The sequence below is a fragment of the Borrelia sp. MN22-0132 genome (genome assembly GCF_049201035.1).
Classification (GTDB): Bacteria; Spirochaetota; Spirochaetia; order Borreliales; family Borreliaceae; genus Borrelia; species Borrelia puertoricensis.
The window spans coordinates 160,351-177,263 of sequence record NZ_CP138334.1 but is presented as its reverse complement, the minus strand read 5'-3'; the positions used below and the strand labels follow the sequence as shown (position 1 = coordinate 177,263).

The window sequence follows — 16,913 nt, the reverse complement described above, 5'->3', positions numbered from 1 at the left end:
TAAATTATGTTTTGTAGGGATAATGTGCTTTGTTGTTTCTTATTTAATTGAGGGCATGAAAGCGTGATTTTCTTTTTTTAAAAGAGATTTTAGTTTTTTATGGCAATAAAAAAAATTTTCATTTCCCTTTTTGTGTTATTTGTTATTTTTTTTCTTTTAGCATTTTTTTTGTACTTTTTAAATTCTTCTCCTTTTAAATCTGATTTAATATATGAGTTTGAAGTTCAAAAGGGATGGGGAGTAAAAAAAATTGCTTGGGAACTTAAGAAAAAAGGGTTGATCAGATCTGACAAATTATTGATAGCTATTTCCTATCTTTTTGGTAGTGATAAAAATTTTAAGGAAGGCAAATATTTAATCAGTGGTCATTGTTCAACTTTTGATGTATATAGAGAATTTTTGAAAGGCAGACCTATACTTTCTATTAATATCACCATCCCTGAGGGGTATACTGGTAGAAGAATAGCTTTAAAGCTTTATGAATCAGGCATTATTAGTGATGCGCAAAGTTTTGTTGATTTAATAAATGATGTTAAATTTATCAGGGAACTTGGACTTAGTTATGATTCTCTTGAAGGTTTTTTGTTTCCAGATACTTATAAATTTTATAAGGGTATGGATATAAAGGAAATAATTCGAATTTTTGTTGGTAATTTTTTTAGCAAACTTGGTTCTATTGGAATAGAGCATAAATCTTATTCTAGTGGAGAGTTTTATAATAAATTGATAGTTGCTTCTATTGTTGAGCGTGAGTATCGAGTTAAGAGTGAAGCACCAGTAATGGCATCTGTTTTTTATAATAGGATAAATTCTAATATGGCATTACAATCTTGTGCTACAATTGAGTATATTATTACTGAAGAGCTAAGAAAAACTCATCCTACAAGAATTTATTTTTCAGATTTAGAGATTAATTCTGCATATAATACCTATATTAATAAAGGTTATCCTCCAGGTCCAATTTCTAACGCTGGGATTATATCTTTGAAGGCCGCTTTTTTTCCAGCTAACACAGAGTATTTATTTTTTGTTATAAAAGATCCTAAAGTTGGAACTCATAAATTTTCTTCAGCTTATAATGACCATCTCTTAGCTGTGAATAGTTATATTCGTAATTTTATTACTAAGGATTAAGGAAATATGGAGTATGCTAAGGTTATAGATTTAATTAAACAGAGAGTAGATATTGTAGCTTTAATAAGTGAGCGTGTTAGATTAGTTAAATCAGGAGCATCTTATAAGGGGCTTTGTCCTTTTCATGCTGAAAGGACCCCTTCTTTTTCTATAACTCCTGCTCAGGGACTTTTTTATTGTTTTGGATGTAGGAAGGGCGGAGATGCCATCAAATTTTTGATGGATATTGAGAAACTTGATTATAATGCTGCTGTTAAGTCTTTGTGCAGTAGGATGGGTATTGTATATGATGATATTAATAAAACCACTGTAGGTAAGAATAAAACTCAGGATAAATCAATAATTTCAAAAATATATGATTTAAATGCTAAGTTGGTTAAGACTTTTGAATTTTTTTTAAATAATAATCAAAAAGTTTTAAATTATATTTTGCAAATGAGAGGGATATCTAAAGAGGTGATTGATTTATTTAATATTGGTTATTTGCAATTCGATATTCCAGGTAAGTTTAATTTTTATAATTTTTTGATTTCGAAAGGATATTCTGATGAAATTTTGAGTAAAAGTGGTTTATTTTCAAAAAGAAAGGGAATATTTTCAATTTTATCTGGAAGATTGATTTTTCCAATCAGAGATTTTAAAGGAAATGTGGTAGGATTTGGAGGTAGATATTTAGGTAGATACAATGGGCCTAAATATATTAATTTAAGTGAAACAGAGGTTTTTAAAAAGAGAGAATTGCTTTATGGATTTTATGAAGGTTTTTCTGTAATTAAGGAAAGTAAATCTGTAATCTTAACAGAAGGGTATATAGATGTTCTTTCCTTTTTTACAGCGGGTGTAAAAATTGCAGTTTCTACACTTGGTACTTCTTTTTCAAGGGAGCATTTTGCTTTAATTAAGAGATATGCAAATAAAATAATCATGTGTTTTGATGATGATGATGCTGGGCTTTTAGCTACCTTTAAGGCTTATCAGATTTGTTTACCGTTTGATATTGATGTAAGTGTAATTAGGATAAAGTATGGAGTTGATCCTGCAGATGTTTTAAAGAATAAAGGTGCTTTTGCCTTAAAGGATGTAATTAACGATAGTTGTGATGCTTTTGAGTATCTTTTGGAAAAATATTCAGATAAATATGATTTAAGTAAAACAACAGATTTAAATAGTATGGTTGGTATGTTTATAAATTTGATAAGTTTGTCAAGTACTAATACGCAAAGGGATCTTCTTTTAAAAAAGCTTGGGAGTAAGGTGGGTATTAAATTAGAAACCTTAAGAGAGGATTATTATAGTATGAGAGAGAGGAGTGCAATTGCGAGTTATAAGAGGAATGCATATTCTTATGAGATAAATACCTATGAGAGATATTTATTAGTTGCCTTATTGAAAGACTTTAATTATTTTACTATAATAAGGCGTAATATTAGTGATAGTGACTTGTATGACGTTGATGTAAAAAAAATTTTTATGTGCTTTGAATACCTATTTGAGAATAGTGAAAGTTTTTCATTGCTTAATTTAAAAGAATTGCTTAAAGATAATAAGTATAGCGTTAGTGAAGTTTTTTTTGAGAATATGCTAAGAGTAGAGTTTGAAGTGGATGATGAGATGGTTAAACAAATTTTGTTTGCAATTAAAAAAAGGAAAGTGGAGAATCGAATTTTAGTATTTAAAAATATGGGAAAGGATAATGTTTCAATAGATGCTAAGGCTCAAATAAGGGAATTGATGTTTTTAAATATGCAGAGAGAAAACTTGAGGATATATTTGAATGAATAGTGTAGAGAATAAAGACCTGCAGGTTTTTAAGAAGAAGAATTCAAAAATAATAAAGGCCATCTTAAGTCATTTGGGAGACAAAAAGGCAATTACTTTTGAGGATTTATCTACCTTTTTATCAGGGGATATGTTGGAACCTGACAATATTGATTATATTTATGGAGTCCTTGAAAGTGAGGGAATAAGCTTGGTTAATGAAAAGATGGGGTCAGATATTTGTGATATTGATGAATTTGATGAAGCAGATAAACTTGATAGTCAGTGTATGATGTTAGATGATTCTATTCAGAGTGATGATGAAATTGATGATAAATTGGATGAATTTGATGATGAAGTTTTAGACAAAGAAGATTTTAGTTCAGGATATATTAAGAGTGGTTTATTAAAAGATAGTAATTCTGAAGATCCTATAAGGCTTTACTTAAAGGAAATAGGCAAAGAGTTTTTGTTAACTGGGAATCAAGAGGTTGAGCTTGCAAAACAGATGGATTCTGGTGAGAGCATAATTGAGAATATTCTTAAAAATGAAGGACTGGTCATAGAAAATTATTATAATTTAGTTAATGCTATTTATTCAAGAGTAGATAAAGAGGAGTTTTTTAAGAAAGAAAAGGAAAGAGAAAAAGATAATAATTTCGATTATTATAGCAAAAAAAAAAGGATCACTTCTTTTTATAAAGCTTCATTAAGACCATTTCAGGAGCGTTTAATAAAATATATTGAGAGAAAACATAGCTTATATGAACTTGGGGAAGATATTTTTGAAGAGAGTATTACTAGTGAGAGACTTCATATAAAAGAAATGCTTAAATCGGTACCTTTATATCAAGAAGAATTGCGTATTTTTTCAGATGATTACATTGATTCTGCTAGCAAAATAAAGGATTTAAAGAGGCAACAAAAGTCCATATTGGGTAGATTAAAGATAGATAAGGTACGCAATCTGAGAATTTTGGGAAGAGACTTAGCTATTCCTGAGAGACGGGAGAGGATAGAAAAATCTTTAAATATACGAGAAGATCTAATTAAAGAGCAAATTACAGAAGCTCAACTTGCTCAAAAAGAGCTTGAGAGAATTGAGATGTATTATGAATATCCAATGGATAAGATAATAAGCATGTCAGAGGAAATCCTTAAGGGCAAGCAGATGATGAAGCATGCAAAAGATCAGTTAATTAAGGCTAATTTAAGACTTGTGGTAAGTATTGCTAAAAAGTATGCTAATAGAGGGTTACATTTCTTTGATCTTGTTCAAGAGGGCAATATTGGTTTAATTAAGGCGGTTGAAAAATTTGAGTATAAGCGAGGCTTTAAGTTCTCTACTTATGCTACATGGTGGATTCGTCAAGCAATAACAAGATCAATCTCAGATCAGGCGCGTACCATTCGTGTCCCTGTTCATATGATTGAGCAGATAAATAGGTTGAATAGAGAAACGAGATATTTGGTTCAAGTGTTAGGTAAAGATCCAACAGATGAGGAGTTGTCAGCTAGACTTGGGTGGGAGCTTAAAAAAGTAAAGACTGTAAAGAATGTTTCAAGAGAACCCGTTTCACTTGAAACACCAATTGGAGAAGAAGAAGATTCTGTTCTTAGTGATTTTATTGAAGATAAGGCTATAAAAAATCCAGCAAAGCACACGTCTTTTGTGGTCTTGCAAGATCAAATAAGAGCAGTTCTTGGGACTCTTCCAGAAAGAGAACAGGAAGTTGTTAAGATGAGGTTTGGTCTTGAAGATGGATATTCTTTAACTCTGGAAGAAGTTGGACTGCATTTTAATGTTACAAGAGAGAGAATTAGACAGATTGAGTCTAAGGCTTTAAGGAGACTTAAAAATCCTAAGAAAACCCAAAAACTTAAAGATTATTTAGAAGATTTAAATTGAATAGGAGGCTTTATGGAAAGTAATATTGATGTATTAAAGAATCTTGAAAGCATATATAAAGCTAAATTTGAGCTTGAGGAAAGGCAAAAAAATATTCCTAAATATTTGCAAACCAAGAAGGCTAAAATTGATGGACTTATTGAAGCTCTTGCTGAATTACAGTTTAAATTTAAGGAATATCAAAAAGAAGATTCATCTTTAAAATTAGATATTCAAGACATTAATGTAAGAAAGGGCAAGGCAGAAGAAAAAATTGATAGCATTAAAACTCAGAGGGAATATGAGGCTCTTGAAAAAGAATTGCAGACAATTATAGATGATGAAGTTGCTATTAGAAAAAAAATGACACATATTACTGGACTTAAGACAAAAGTAGATAGGGAAATAACAGATGTTAAGAGTAAGCTTGAAATTGAGCAGGATATGTATGCTAGTGAGAGTAATGATCTTGAGAATGAGCTTTTAGAGATTATAAAAAAGCTTGATTCTATAAGATGTGAAGAGGAAAAATATGCTTTTCGAATGGACGAAGATTTTTTGTTTAAATTTCAAAGAATTATTAGAAATAAATCCAATGGGGTTGTTCCTTTGATTGAAAATGTTTGTAAAGGTTGTCATATGATACTTCCTGTTGAGTTTGCAAATAAGGTAAGGCGTGAACCTGATGATGTTAAATTTTGTCCTTATTGTAGTAGAATACTCTATTATCAAGATAAATTTGAAGTTGGTTTGGAGATGGTTCCTGGTGGTTTAGCAGATCTTATAGAATAATGTTTTTAATTTTGTGTTTTATTTTAATAAGTTGATATCCAGTCATCGCTTGATATGCTATGTTGAAGTATATTAAGAGGAAAGTCCGAGCTCCAATAAGAGCATGATGCTAGGTAATGCCTAGGAGTTGTTAAACTTAAGAGAGTGTCACAGAAAATTACCGCCTTAGGGTAAGGGTGAAAAGGTGAGGTAAGAGCTCACCGCTTATTTAGTGATAAATAGGGTCAAGATAAACCTCATTAGGAGCAAAATCAAATAAGCAAGCTTCCTTAGCTCTTGAGGGTATGCTTGTGGGTAGATTGCATGATTTTTCCAGTGATGGAAAAGCAAGATAGATGATGACATAATACAGAACTCGGCTTATGGATGTCAACTTCTATTTTTTTGTAGAGAGTTTTTATGGGAATCAATTATCTAAAATGTACTTTTTATTTGATTGTAAGTTTGTCACTTTTATTCTTTATTTTTTATATTTTATCTTATTTTAAGACTTTTTCCAATTCTTATTTAAAGGCAGGTCCTACTGAGGTAAATTTACTTGTTCTTTGGGATAATAGGGAATATAAAGAAATAATAGATTATGCTGAAAATGGTCTTAAAAAAAATAAATTTGATTTTAATCTAAATTTGCTTCTTGGGTTTTCATATTTTTATTATTCATTAATGTTGAATGATAGTTACTTAAAAAATCAATTTTTAGACAATGCAATAGAAAGATTACGGTTTTTAATGTCAATTAATGATGATGTCCCTATGAGTTCGCTTTATTATATTTTGGGTAAAGCTTATTCTCATAAGGGTGAGTATTATAGTGATCTTTCTGTTAAGTATTTAAGTAAAGCTTTGTATTCAAGTAGTTTTGACTTTATGAGTGTAAAGGAGGATATTTTTGAATATCTGGGATATTCTTATCAGATTTTAAAAGACTATAATTCTAGCTTAAAGTTTTTTGAAAAAGCTTATAAAGAGAATAAATCTGATCTTGTGCTTTGGAGTTTGGCATATGTAAATTATAAGACAGGTAATGTTGATAAGAGTGTGGAATATATAAATAAATTTTTACAGGAAGGTAATGAATCATTAAAAAATGAAAAAAGTGATGATAATTTAATGCAAAAGGTATATTTATTGTATGGAGATATCTATTTGGAGAGAGATGCTTATGAGGATGCTTTAAATTGCTATGATAAAGTCTTGAAAATTAATAGTTTAAATCCTGATGTTTATGTTAAAATAGGAGACATATATAGAAAAAGAGATAAAGATTATCCTAAGGCTAGAAAATATTGGAGAGAAGCGTTAAGCATTAATCCTTATTTAGAAGAAGCAATAGAGAGACTTAAAATTAGCTTAGAGGATTTTTAGGGGGAGCTTGATTTGAATTTTTTTAAATCTTTTTTGATAGATATTGGTATTGATCTTGGTACATGCAACACTTTAGTTTACATTAAAGATTATGGTGTGGTGATGAGTGAGCCTTCGGTAGTTGCTATTGACGTTAATAAGAATAATAGGGTTGTAGCTGTTGGGCGTAATGCAAAGAAGATGCTTTGGAAAACACCGGAAAATATTAAGGCCGTAAGACCTCTTCGTGATGGTGTTATTGCTGACATTGAAAATACTGAGAAAATGATTAAATATTTTATAAGTCAAATTTTTTCTAGGAAAAAATTGTTTTTTAGACCTAGAATGGTAATAGGAGTACCAACTTGCATTACGGAAGTTGAGAGAAGAGCTGTAAAAGAGAGTGCAATGAATGCTGGTGCTCGTGAAGTTAAGGTTATTGAAGAATCTCTTGCAGCTGCTATTGGCTCTGATATTCCCATTTTTGAACCAACAGGTCATATGGTGTGTGATATTGGAGGGGGGACTACTGAAATATCGGTAATTTCTCTTGGTGGTATGGTAGTAAGTAGAGCTATTAGAACGGGTGGTGATGAGTTTGATGAGAGTATCATCAAGTATATGAGAAATGCTCATAACATTATTATTGGGCAACAAACATCAGAAAAATTGAAAATTAAGATAGGTAATGTTTATCCAGATACTCATAATTTGAAGGTAGAGACAATAGATATTAAAGGAACAGATGCTGTTACGGGTCTTCCTAGAAAGCAAATTATTGATTCTATGGAAGTTCGAGAGTCTTTGCAAGAACCTATAGGTATTGTTGTTGATGAGGTTAAGAGAACGCTTGGAGCAACTCCCCCAGAACTTGCAACAGATATTGTTGAGCGTGGAATCATATTAACGGGAGGTGGAGCTCTTCTTAAAGGACTCAGTAGGCTTTTATCAAAAGAGACGGGAGTTCCAGTTTACGTTGCAGATAATCCTCTCTTATCTGTAGCTGTTGGAGCGGGTTTATTTTATGATTATGCTAATAGAATAGATATTAGTAAAAATATATATAGTTTTATTAATGAATAGATATGAAGTTTCTTGTTAATTTCAAGAATTTTATTAAGGTACTTAGTGTATTAATATTTGCTATCATTCTTATGCTATATGATTCAAGTGCTTCTAAGAGCAATAAAAGAGACGACTTTTTTATTTTTACTTTAAATTCATATATTCAACGAAATGTGCATGAGTTTTTTAATTTTATTTCTAGTATTTTTAAGGCGATAAATGAATATAAAGATTATGGTGAGACAATAGAAGTTTATAAGAAAAGAATACAGCAACTTGAGATAGTAATTCAGAATGTGCAAGTGTTAAGGCAGGAAAATGCCAGGCTTAAAGAACAGCTTGGATTTTATTCGGTACATTCTAATGATTTTATTTCAGCTGAAATAATTTACTTAAATTATGCAAATGTCTCATCTTTAATGGCTATTAATAAAGGCTATAATGATGGTGTTCAAAAAGATATGATAGCTGTTGCTTATCAGGATGGGTTTAGTGGTCTTGTTGGCAAGGTTGTGAAGGTTTATGCGGATACTGCTAGAGTTTTGCCTTTAACCAGTTATGAAAATTTTGTCTCTGCAAGAATTCAAAATAGCAAGTTCATTGGTCTAGTTGAAGGTAAGGGATATGGTGAAGTTCTTGAGATGAATTATGTTAATAAATTAGCTGAAAATACTTTAAAGATTGGAGACTCGGTTGTTACTGCTGGATTTAGTGATTATCCTAGTGGAATTTATATAGGAAAAATTATTCATTTTGATGTTCTTGAATATAATTCTCTTTTGAGTATTAAAATAGAACCTGTAATAGTTTTAGATAAGTTAGAATATGTTTTTTTAATTAAGGGTAATCAGAGGATAGAAAAGTGATATCTTTTATACTCTATTATATCTTTAGTATATTTTTGGGACAAGTTTTTCAATATTATTGTGATATCAATTTTTCTTTTTCACTAGATATATTTTTAATTATTTTAATTTTTAATTCTCTAAACTTTGTTTTTAATATAGGTTTAATTTCAAGTATTTTACATGGTTTTATTATGGAATATTTCAATGGTTTGCCACTTGGATTTTTTGTTTTTAGTTATGTTTTGATATTTTATCTTCTTGAAAAAGTTAAGTTGATTGTTCCAAAGAGCATGTTTAGTATAACAATATTTTTTATTTTTTCAAAATTTGTTATTTGGTTTGTAGCAATGACTTTTGCAGATTTTATTGATCTTAAAGGATTCAATTATTTGATATTTGATTTTAATATTGTTATAAATATAGTGTTTTTAAATTTTTTGTATCCAATTTTAAATTATTGTACGAGAAATCTTTATACTATTAAAGAGGAATATTGAAATGAAGGTTATTTTGAAGGGCCGATATATGTTTGGCCTGTTGCTTCTATTTTTTGTTTTTTTTTCTTATCTTTTCACTTTATTTAAAATGCAGATTGGAAAACACTTGTTTTATGATAGAGAAGCAACAGTCCTTTTATCTAGAGTTGAAAAAATCAAGGCTTCACGAGGTGAAATTTTAGATTCAAACTTTAATGTTCTTGCAAATAATCTTACAGCATTTGTTTTAAAGATTAGTTTGGAACAATATTATGGCATGTCTCTTAAGGATAGGGACGAAATGTTAGATTTTTTATCAAGTATTTTAGGTATTGAAAGAGAACTTATTCTCTCTAAAATTGAGGCTCCTAGAGGATATTTGAAGGATGTAGAAATAGTTGAACTTAGTCCAGAAATGTTGTTTAGAGTTGCTGAGAAGAGAAGTTATTATCCTGCATTTTTATGGACATATTCTTTTAAAAGGAATTATTTGGTAGATGATTCTTGTTCTCATCCTATTGGGTATGTTGGTAGGATTAATCAAAGAGAACTTCGTTCTTTTTATAATGTTAAAGGCTATGATAATAATTCTACAATAGGAAAATTAGGCATTGAACAAATTTATGATAGTTATATCAGAGGTAAGGAAGGTTTAATTAAATATAGGGTAGATTCTAGAGAGAGAAAAATGGATAGTGGTTCTATTATAGAGAATATGACCCCTGGGAATAATATTGTTTTAAATATTAATAAGGATATTCAACTGCTTGCTAAGAACACTTTAGGTAAAAGGTATGGAACTGTGGTAGTGTTAAAACCTTCAACAGGCGGTGTGTTAGCACTACATAATTATCCTTACTATTCAATGAATGATGTTTATAATAAGTATTCTAAAGAAGATTATTCTTTTCTAAATAGGGCAATACAATCAGTTTATCCCCCTGCATCTGTTTTTAAATTGGTTTTGACCACAGCGTTATTAGAAGAGAAGGTTCTTGATAGGGCTAAAAAAATTTATTGTCCGGGATATTTTAGAGTAGGCAATAGAGTGTTTCATTGTTGGCAACGAGGTGGTCATGGTTATGTCGATTTGGAACATGCTGTTGCTCATTCATGTAATGTTTATTTTTATATATTGGGACTTAAGTATCTTGGTGTTGAGAAAATTTTTAAGTATGCAAAAGAGTATGGATTTGGTGAAAAAACCGGAATTGATTTGCCAAATGAGGTTTCAGGCCTTCTTCCAAGTCCTGAGTGGAAGGAAAAAATTTTTAATCAACCTTGGGTAGGTGGCGATACTGTCAATTTTTCAATAGGCCAAGGGTTTTTAAATGCTACCCCTATGCAGATTGCCAATATGATAGCTATGATTGCAAATGAAGGTGTGATTTATAAACCAAGGATTGTTAATAGGATTTTAAATGGGAGTACTAATGAAGTTATTCTTGAAAATGTTCCTGAAGTTCTTAAGAAAACAGATATTATTAGTCGAAATACTTTTAAGTTTTTGAAAAAATATATGAGAAATGTTATAACTTATGGTACTGCTAGAAATTCAGTTCTTACAAAAGCTGTTGTGGTTGTAGGAAAGACTGGTACAGGTCAAACTGGTGTTACTGGACTTGAGAATAGTTCTTTTGTTGCTCTTGCTCCTTATAATGCTTCACCTAGTGAACAAATTGTTATTTTTAGTTTGGTTGAAGGAAGAAGTAATACAGATAATATGTGGTCTGCTAAATCTATAGATTTAATGATGCAAGGGATTTTTGCTAATCAGAGTTATGAGGATATTCTTAAAGAGTATAGACCATGGTATATTAGGTAAAGTAAATGGCTGTTTTTAGAAAAAGTTATGATAGTTTAACATTATTTAGTTTGGTAATGATATCGTTTATTGGTGTTTTGCTTATATATTCTAGTGATTATACTTCTAATGGTTCTTTGATTAAGATTGAGTATATCAAACAAATTGTATGGGTTCTTGGTGGATTTTGTGTAATTTTTATAATAGGAAAATATGATCTTAAGATTATACATAGTATGATCTATCCTTTGTATTTTTTATTGGTTGCTTCTTTGGTTTTTACTGCGCTTTTTGGTGTTACTGTTAATGGAGCTAGATCTTGGATTGGAATTTGGAAATTAGGTGGACAACCATCAGAGTTTGGTAAAATTATTAGTATTTTGACCCTTGCTAAGTTCTATAGTAGTAGGAATGAATATCATAATTTTTTTGTTTTTATTTTTGCTTTTATTTTAATTGTTCCTGTTATTTTATTTGTGTTTTTACAGCCTGATTTTGGTACTGCTGTAGTTTACTTGAATATGTTTATATTTATTTCCTTTTTTGCTGGTATAGATATACATTATATTTTGTATTTTGCATTAACAGGATTTTTTTCATTTCTTTTTGTGGTATTGCCTGTTTGGTATGAATACAAGGCAGATATGGGAAATGTATTGTATTTGATTTTTTCTAATAATTTTTATTTTCAATTAGCTTTTTTAGTATTAATTTTGGTGTTTTTGTCTTCTGCTATAGGTTTTTTTGTTTCAAAGTATAATTTCAGTATTAGACTTATTTATTTTTATATATTATTTATGAGTTCAATTTTACTAATTGCTGCTTTTTTTTCTAAATTTTTGTCAAAGTTCATGAAACCTTACCAAATTAAAAGATTTTTGGTTTTCTTAGATCCAAATATTGATCTTAAAGGGGCTGGTTGGAATTTAAATCAAGTAAAAATTGCTATTGGTTCTGGAGGTATGTTCGGTAAAGGATTTTTAAAAGGTCCTTATACTCATGCAAATTATGTTCCATCTCAGAGTACAGATTTTATTTTTTCAATTCTTGCTGAAGAATTTGGCTTTTTGGGAGTTAGTGTAGTTTTGATTTTATTTTTTCTTATTTTTTTTAGGATTTTAATAATAATGAATAAAAGTAAAGATAAATATATGTCTTTGGTACTTGCTGGTGTATTGGGTCTTTTATTTTTTCATACCTCTTTTAATATTGGTATGTCTTTAGGTCTCTTGCCTATTACAGGCATTCCTTTGCCTTTTTTATCTTATGGTGGTTCATCTACTATTACTTTCTTTTTGGCTATGGCTCTTTATTTTAATATTGAGTCTATAGTTACTATGGATTAAAAAATTTTATTGCGTTTTTTGTTTTGTCTGTTTTTTTACTAAATTTTTTTGTATATTGTATTGATAAGATTTATTGTTTATCTATAACTGTGGTTAGTGGTTAAATTTATTATGATATTCTAATTTAGAATCTTAGAGTTTGTAAGGTGTTATTATGAATGAAAAATTAGATAAAGAGGATGTTCTTTATAAAAAAAGACATTCGATTGCACATGTTATGGCAGAAGCTGTAATTGAGTTATTTCCAAATACTAAGATTGCTATAGGCCCTCCGATTAAAGATGGTTTTTATTATGATTTTGATTTTGAAAAACATATTACAGAAGATGATCTTTTGTTAATAGAACAAAAGATGAGAGAGATTTTAAATACAGGTAGTTCTTTTGTAAAGGAAGTGATAACTAAAGAACAGGCTTTAATGCTTTTCAAAGATGAACCTTATAAAATTGATTTAATTCAAGAGCTTGATATTTCAGATGAGATTTCAATATATAAAAGTCATAATTTTACTGATCTTTGTAAAGGTCCCCATATTGATAATATGGGAAAAATTGATTCAAAGGCATTTAAGTTAATTAGTATTGCAGGTGCTTATTGGCGTGGCGATGAGAAAAATAAGATGCTTACTCGTATTTATGGGACTTTATGGAACAATGAAAAGGACTTAAGAGCATATCTTAAATTGCGAGAAGAGATAAAGAAGCGAGATCATAGAAAACTTGGTCGAGAACTTGATTTGTTTTCTGTTCATGAATCAATAGGACCTGGTCTTATATTTTTTCATCCAAATGGTTCTAGAATAAGAGCTTTAATAGAAGATTTTTGGAGAGAAGAGCATTTTAAGAATGGTTATGATATACTTTTTACGCCTCATGTTGGTAAATCTTGGCTTTGGGAAACTTCTGGGCATTTAGATTTTTATAAAGAAAGCATGTTTGAGAAAATGGAGATGGATAAGAGTAATTATTATGTTAAGCCTATGAATTGTCCATTTCATATTGCGATTTATAATACCGGTAGGCATTCTTATAGAGATTTGCCATTTAGGTGGGCTGAACTTGGTACGGTTTATCGTTATGAAAAGATAGGTGCTCTTCATGGTACTATGCGTGTTAGGGGATTTACTCAAGATGATGCACACATCATATGTACTTATGATCAAGTTGAGTTTGAGATCCAGGAGGTTTTAAGATTTGCTCTTTATATGTGGAATAAATTTGGATTTACTGATTTAAAAGCATATCTCTCGACAAAGCCGGAAAAATCTGTAGGGGATGAGGATGATTGGATAATGTCTGTAAAAGTTTTAGAGGAAGCTTTGATTAATTTAGGTATTGATTATGATATTGATGAGGGAGGTGGAGCTTTTTATGGACCTAAGATTGATCTTAAAATAATAGATTCTCTTGGGAGAGAATGGCAGATGAGTACAATTCAATTTGATTTTAATCTTCCTGCAAGATTTAAAATGACTTATACAGCAGAAGATGGTAAGGAGAGACAACCTTTTATGATTCATAGGGCTCTTCTTGGTTCTATTGAAAGATTTTTTGGAATTTTGGTAGAACATTATGGAGGTGCATTTCCTGTGTGGTTGGCACCTCTTCAAGTTGTAATTATTCCTGTAAACAATATTGTAGAAGAGTATGCGTTGGAGGTATTGTCTCGTTTTAAAAATGAAGGAATTAGAATAAAACTAGATAATGATTGTCATATGAGAATGAATGCAAAAATTAGACAATATCAATCCCAAAAAGTTCCTTATATGTTTATTGTGGGAGAAAAAGAGGTAGTAGAGGGAAAGATTTCGATTAGAACCAGGACAAATGAGCAGATTAATGGACTTGAGCTGAAAGAAGCACTTGAATTTGTGAAATTAAAGATATCTAGTAAGGAGATTTTGTAGTTTGAATAGCAAAAGTATAATGAGTCCGAATAAAATAACTTTTTTTAGAATTATATTATCTTTTGTTATTTTATTTATATTATGTTTTGAAAATCTTTGGAATTCTTATTTATTTTTAATTCTGATTTGGTTTTTAATTATTTTTAATGAAATAACAGATGTTATTGATGGATATATTGCTAGAAAGTATAGTTTAGTTAGTAATGTAGGCAAGATTTTAGATCCTTATGCAGATGTGTTGCAACATTTAACATATTTTGCCTTTTTCTTTTATAAAGGGATTACACCATATTATTTTTTTATGATATTTATATACCGTGAACTTTCTGTTGGTGTTGTTAGGAATTTAATTATTCAGTTTGATATAGTCCAACAAGCTAAATTTTTGGGTAAAATAAAGTCGTTATTTTATGCTATTGCAACATTTGCTAGTCTTTTTTTTTATAGTTTAAACAAGTTGAGAATTACTACATTGATTGAGAATTTTATTAGTTCAATTTTAAATCTAGATTTTAGTTTTTCTTTTATTGTTGGAATGATATATGCTATGTCTGCCTTTCTAACTGTAATATCGTTAATTGATTATGTTGTGATATTTTTGTATCTTAGCAAGTATGAGAAGTAATGTATTATTAATATTTATTTGGTTACTAATTGGTTTTTATTCTCATGCTCAGTTAAAGCAAATGTTAACGGAAGTTAAGCCTTTAAGTATTTCAAGTGGAAAGGGGAGTATTTATCTAAAGGTTAGCAAGTCTTCTAACTATATCTTAACTTTTGATGTTTCTTCAGGTTCAGATTTTGTTTATATGGTATATGACATTTTTAATAAAAAATATATCACAGATAAGATAAGAAAAAAAGATATCAAGCTTAAATTGAATAAGGATATTCTTTATGCTGTGATTTATGTCACATCTGAGGATGTAAATATTAATTTTGTCCTTACTGATTTAGATTTGTCGATAATAAGTGATAGCTCTTTAGGAGCTAAAATATCTGGTATAAAGAAAAAAAATAAAACTTTTTTATTAAAAAATTTGCCAAACTTTCAATTAGGTTCGAATCTTAAAAGATATATTTTAAGGACTTATAATCGCAGTATTTATCTTGCTTATCAGATAGAAGGTGATGATGATATTAAGGTTTCTTCATTTATTGAGAATATTGGTTGGTTTGATATAAGTACTGCTGTTAATGATAATATTACTGATATTGCGTGTTTTGATTTTGCAATTAATTCTAAAGGAGAATTATATGTTGTATTTACGACTAAGAATACCAGTTATTTTTCTAGCGAACTTATAGTCAAGAAATTTAATGGTCGAAAGTGGATTGATATTAGTCCTAAATTTAGGGATAATGTTGGATTTTTGGTAAATATTGGCATTGATAATAGAGATAATTTGTATGTAGCTTACTTAAGGAAAATTGGCAGTGAGTATAAAGTAAATTTTGTTGCGAATAAAGGATATAGTAATATTTGGAATAGTGTCATGGATTCTTATTTGTCTAAAGGCAATGCTGATGTTGATGATGTTTCAAGTATTGGTATTATTTCTGAGCCTTTTCTGGGGATTTTTTATAATTATAAAGTAAATGATTATGTTAATTCTGAGTTTATTATTGATAGTGGTAAAACTTGGGGCAATGCAAATATTCAGTCTGCAAATGTAGCAAATTCTGTCAAAATTCTTTCTAATTCTAAATCTGACCAAGTTGTTTTAAGTTATATAACAAAGGATAGACCTATTGTGAGTGTATCTACATTGCAATATGATAAGTGGCAAAATATAAGTCCAAATATTAAGATTGATGGAGTAACTAGTGATGTTTTAAGTTATAGGAATGATTTGTTTTTAACTTTTGAAGATGGTAATGATATCAGGCTTATTTATTTTGATGATAATACTTGGTATTTTTTTAATGAATCTGAAATTTTTCAAAAATCTGTTTGTAAGCCCCAGTTTTCAAAATATCAGGATAAAGGGTTTATATTGTCATATTTGAGCTTAGATTTTAAGGTTTTATACTTTAGCTTGATTAGCTAGTATTAGTTCAAAATAGGATTTTTTTTCAATATTGTTTTGTAATTTGAATTCTTTTATTGTTTTGTAAATTTCTGTCTTGGCAAGACTTAATTCATTCTTATCATAAATTATTTTTTCGATTTCTAAAAAAAAACCAAGATTTTCAATTTCATTAATTTCTATGTTTAAATTTTCTTTTTTATAAATTAAACTTTTTTTGATTTTTTTGTATAAAAATTTAAAATTCATTTCTTCTAGAAAAGATATAAAATTGTTGATTTGGTCTACTTTAAATTCGATTTCCTTGTTTATTTCTATGTCATTTTCTAAAGATTTAATTTTAAAGGTTACAATTTCTTCTGAAATGTTAAATTATCTATGCTCTTATTTTTTTTGTATTACAGTAGTAAGTATCATCTTTTATTTCTTCTTTGATAAATTTGAATTTTTGATTAGCCAATTTTAAAATTTCTTTAAGTTCATTTTTGGGAATAAAAGCTTTCAATTCAATTTCAAACATGT

Annotated in this window: 13 protein-coding genes, 1 other RNA gene and 1 pseudogene; 14 read left to right on the top strand and 1 reads right to left on the bottom strand. The window is 29.2% G+C overall.

Features of this window, described 5'->3' with window-relative positions:
* Positions 1-99 precede the first annotated feature (99 nt).
* The 14 genes from mltG (at position 100) to R5397_RS00720 (ending at position 16,412) form a co-directional block, all read left to right on the top strand.
* Positions 100-1,134, top strand: coding sequence for an endolytic transglycosylase MltG (gene mltG / locus R5397_RS00785; protein ID WP_247065896.1), 1,035 nt, complete (start codon positions 100-102; stop codon positions 1,132-1,134).
* Between the two features lie 6 nt (positions 1,135-1,140).
* Positions 1,141-2,916 (top strand): DNA primase, encoded by a 1,776-nt coding sequence (gene dnaG / locus R5397_RS00780; RefSeq protein WP_421622558.1) that lies wholly within the window; start codon positions 1,141-1,143, stop codon positions 2,914-2,916.
* Positions 2,909-4,801: an RNA polymerase sigma factor RpoD gene (gene rpoD / locus R5397_RS00775; protein ID WP_421622557.1), complete on the top strand. Its 1,893-nt coding sequence runs from the start codon at positions 2,909-2,911 to the stop codon at positions 4,799-4,801. The genes dnaG and rpoD overlap by 8 nt, the downstream gene beginning before the upstream one ends.
* A 12-nt stretch (positions 4,802-4,813) precedes the next feature.
* A complete protein-coding gene (locus R5397_RS00770) occupies positions 4,814-5,572 on the top strand; it encodes a zinc ribbon domain-containing protein (protein WP_421622556.1) in 759 nt (252 codons plus the stop codon).
* Between the two features lie 29 nt (positions 5,573-5,601).
* Positions 5,602-5,951: RNase P RNA component class A (gene rnpB / locus R5397_RS00765), an RNA gene on the top strand.
* Positions 5,952-5,971: 20 nt separating this feature from the next.
* Positions 5,972-6,937 carry a tetratricopeptide repeat protein gene (locus R5397_RS00760; RefSeq protein ID WP_247065904.1) on the top strand — a complete coding sequence of 322 codons (966 nt, stop codon included), beginning with the start codon at positions 5,972-5,974 and terminating at the stop codon, positions 6,935-6,937.
* Positions 6,938-6,949: 12 nt separating this feature from the next.
* Positions 6,950-7,999, top strand: coding sequence for a rod shape-determining protein (locus R5397_RS00755; protein ID WP_247065906.1), 1,050 nt, complete (start codon positions 6,950-6,952; stop codon positions 7,997-7,999).
* A gap of 2 nt (positions 8,000-8,001) precedes the next feature.
* On the top strand, positions 8,002-8,847 hold the full coding sequence (gene mreC, locus R5397_RS00750) for a rod shape-determining protein MreC (protein WP_247065908.1): 846 nt from the start codon (positions 8,002-8,004) through the stop codon (positions 8,845-8,847).
* Entirely contained in the window at positions 8,844-9,326 is a 483-nt protein-coding gene (locus tag R5397_RS00745) for a rod shape-determining protein MreD (protein ID WP_421622555.1), read from the top strand. The genes mreC and R5397_RS00745 overlap by 4 nt, the downstream gene beginning before the upstream one ends.
* A 1-nt stretch (position 9,327) precedes the next feature.
* Complete coding sequence (mrdA, locus tag R5397_RS00740) at positions 9,328-11,130, top strand: penicillin-binding protein 2 (RefSeq protein WP_421622554.1); 1,803 nt, start codon at positions 9,328-9,330, stop codon at positions 11,128-11,130.
* Positions 11,131-11,135: 5 nt separating this feature from the next.
* A complete protein-coding gene (gene rodA / locus R5397_RS00735; RefSeq protein WP_421622553.1) occupies positions 11,136-12,455 on the top strand; it encodes a rod shape-determining protein RodA in 1,320 nt (439 codons plus the stop codon).
* Positions 12,456-12,609: 154 nt separating this feature from the next.
* The gene (gene thrS, locus R5397_RS00730; RefSeq protein WP_421622552.1) at positions 12,610-14,361 is read left to right on the top strand and encodes a threonine--tRNA ligase; all 1,752 of its coding nucleotides are present in this window, start codon (positions 12,610-12,612) and stop codon (positions 14,359-14,361) included.
* Between the two features lie 19 nt (positions 14,362-14,380).
* Positions 14,381-14,986 carry a CDP-diacylglycerol--glycerol-3-phosphate 3-phosphatidyltransferase gene (gene pgsA / locus R5397_RS00725; RefSeq protein WP_247066329.1) on the top strand — a complete coding sequence of 202 codons (606 nt, stop codon included), beginning with the start codon at positions 14,381-14,383 and terminating at the stop codon, positions 14,984-14,986.
* Positions 14,976-16,412: a hypothetical protein gene (locus R5397_RS00720; protein ID WP_421622551.1), complete on the top strand. Its 1,437-nt coding sequence runs from the start codon at positions 14,976-14,978 to the stop codon at positions 16,410-16,412. Before pgsA ends, R5397_RS00720 begins: the two co-directional genes overlap by 11 nt.
* Here R5397_RS00720 and cyaB read toward each other — a convergent pair.
* Positions 16,389-16,911: pseudogene (cyaB, locus tag R5397_RS00715) on the bottom strand (class IV adenylate cyclase). The gene R5397_RS00720 and the pseudogene cyaB overlap by 24 nt on opposite strands.
* Positions 16,912-16,913 lie beyond the last annotated feature (2 nt).

Coding starts and splice junctions, on each gene's coding strand:
- R5397_RS00770 (WP_421622556.1), top strand. CDS start 4,814: ATGGAAAGTAATATTGATGTATTAAAGAATCTTGAAAGCATATATAAA.
- mltG (WP_247065896.1), top strand. CDS start 100: ATGGCAATAAAAAAAATTTTCATTTCCCTTTTTGTGTTATTTGTTATT.
- thrS (WP_421622552.1), top strand. CDS start 12,610: ATGAATGAAAAATTAGATAAAGAGGATGTTCTTTATAAAAAAAGACAT.
- dnaG (WP_421622558.1), top strand. CDS start 1,141: ATGGAGTATGCTAAGGTTATAGATTTAATTAAACAGAGAGTAGATATT.
- R5397_RS00760 (WP_247065904.1), top strand. CDS start 5,972: ATGGGAATCAATTATCTAAAATGTACTTTTTATTTGATTGTAAGTTTG.
- mreC (WP_247065908.1), top strand. CDS start 8,002: ATGAAGTTTCTTGTTAATTTCAAGAATTTTATTAAGGTACTTAGTGTA.
- R5397_RS00720 (WP_421622551.1), top strand. CDS start 14,976: ATGAGAAGTAATGTATTATTAATATTTATTTGGTTACTAATTGGTTTT.
- pgsA (WP_247066329.1), top strand. CDS start 14,381: ATGAGTCCGAATAAAATAACTTTTTTTAGAATTATATTATCTTTTGTT.
- rpoD (WP_421622557.1), top strand. CDS start 2,909: ATGAATAGTGTAGAGAATAAAGACCTGCAGGTTTTTAAGAAGAAGAAT.
- mrdA (WP_421622554.1), top strand. CDS start 9,328: ATGAAGGTTATTTTGAAGGGCCGATATATGTTTGGCCTGTTGCTTCTA.
- rodA (WP_421622553.1), top strand. CDS start 11,136: ATGGCTGTTTTTAGAAAAAGTTATGATAGTTTAACATTATTTAGTTTG.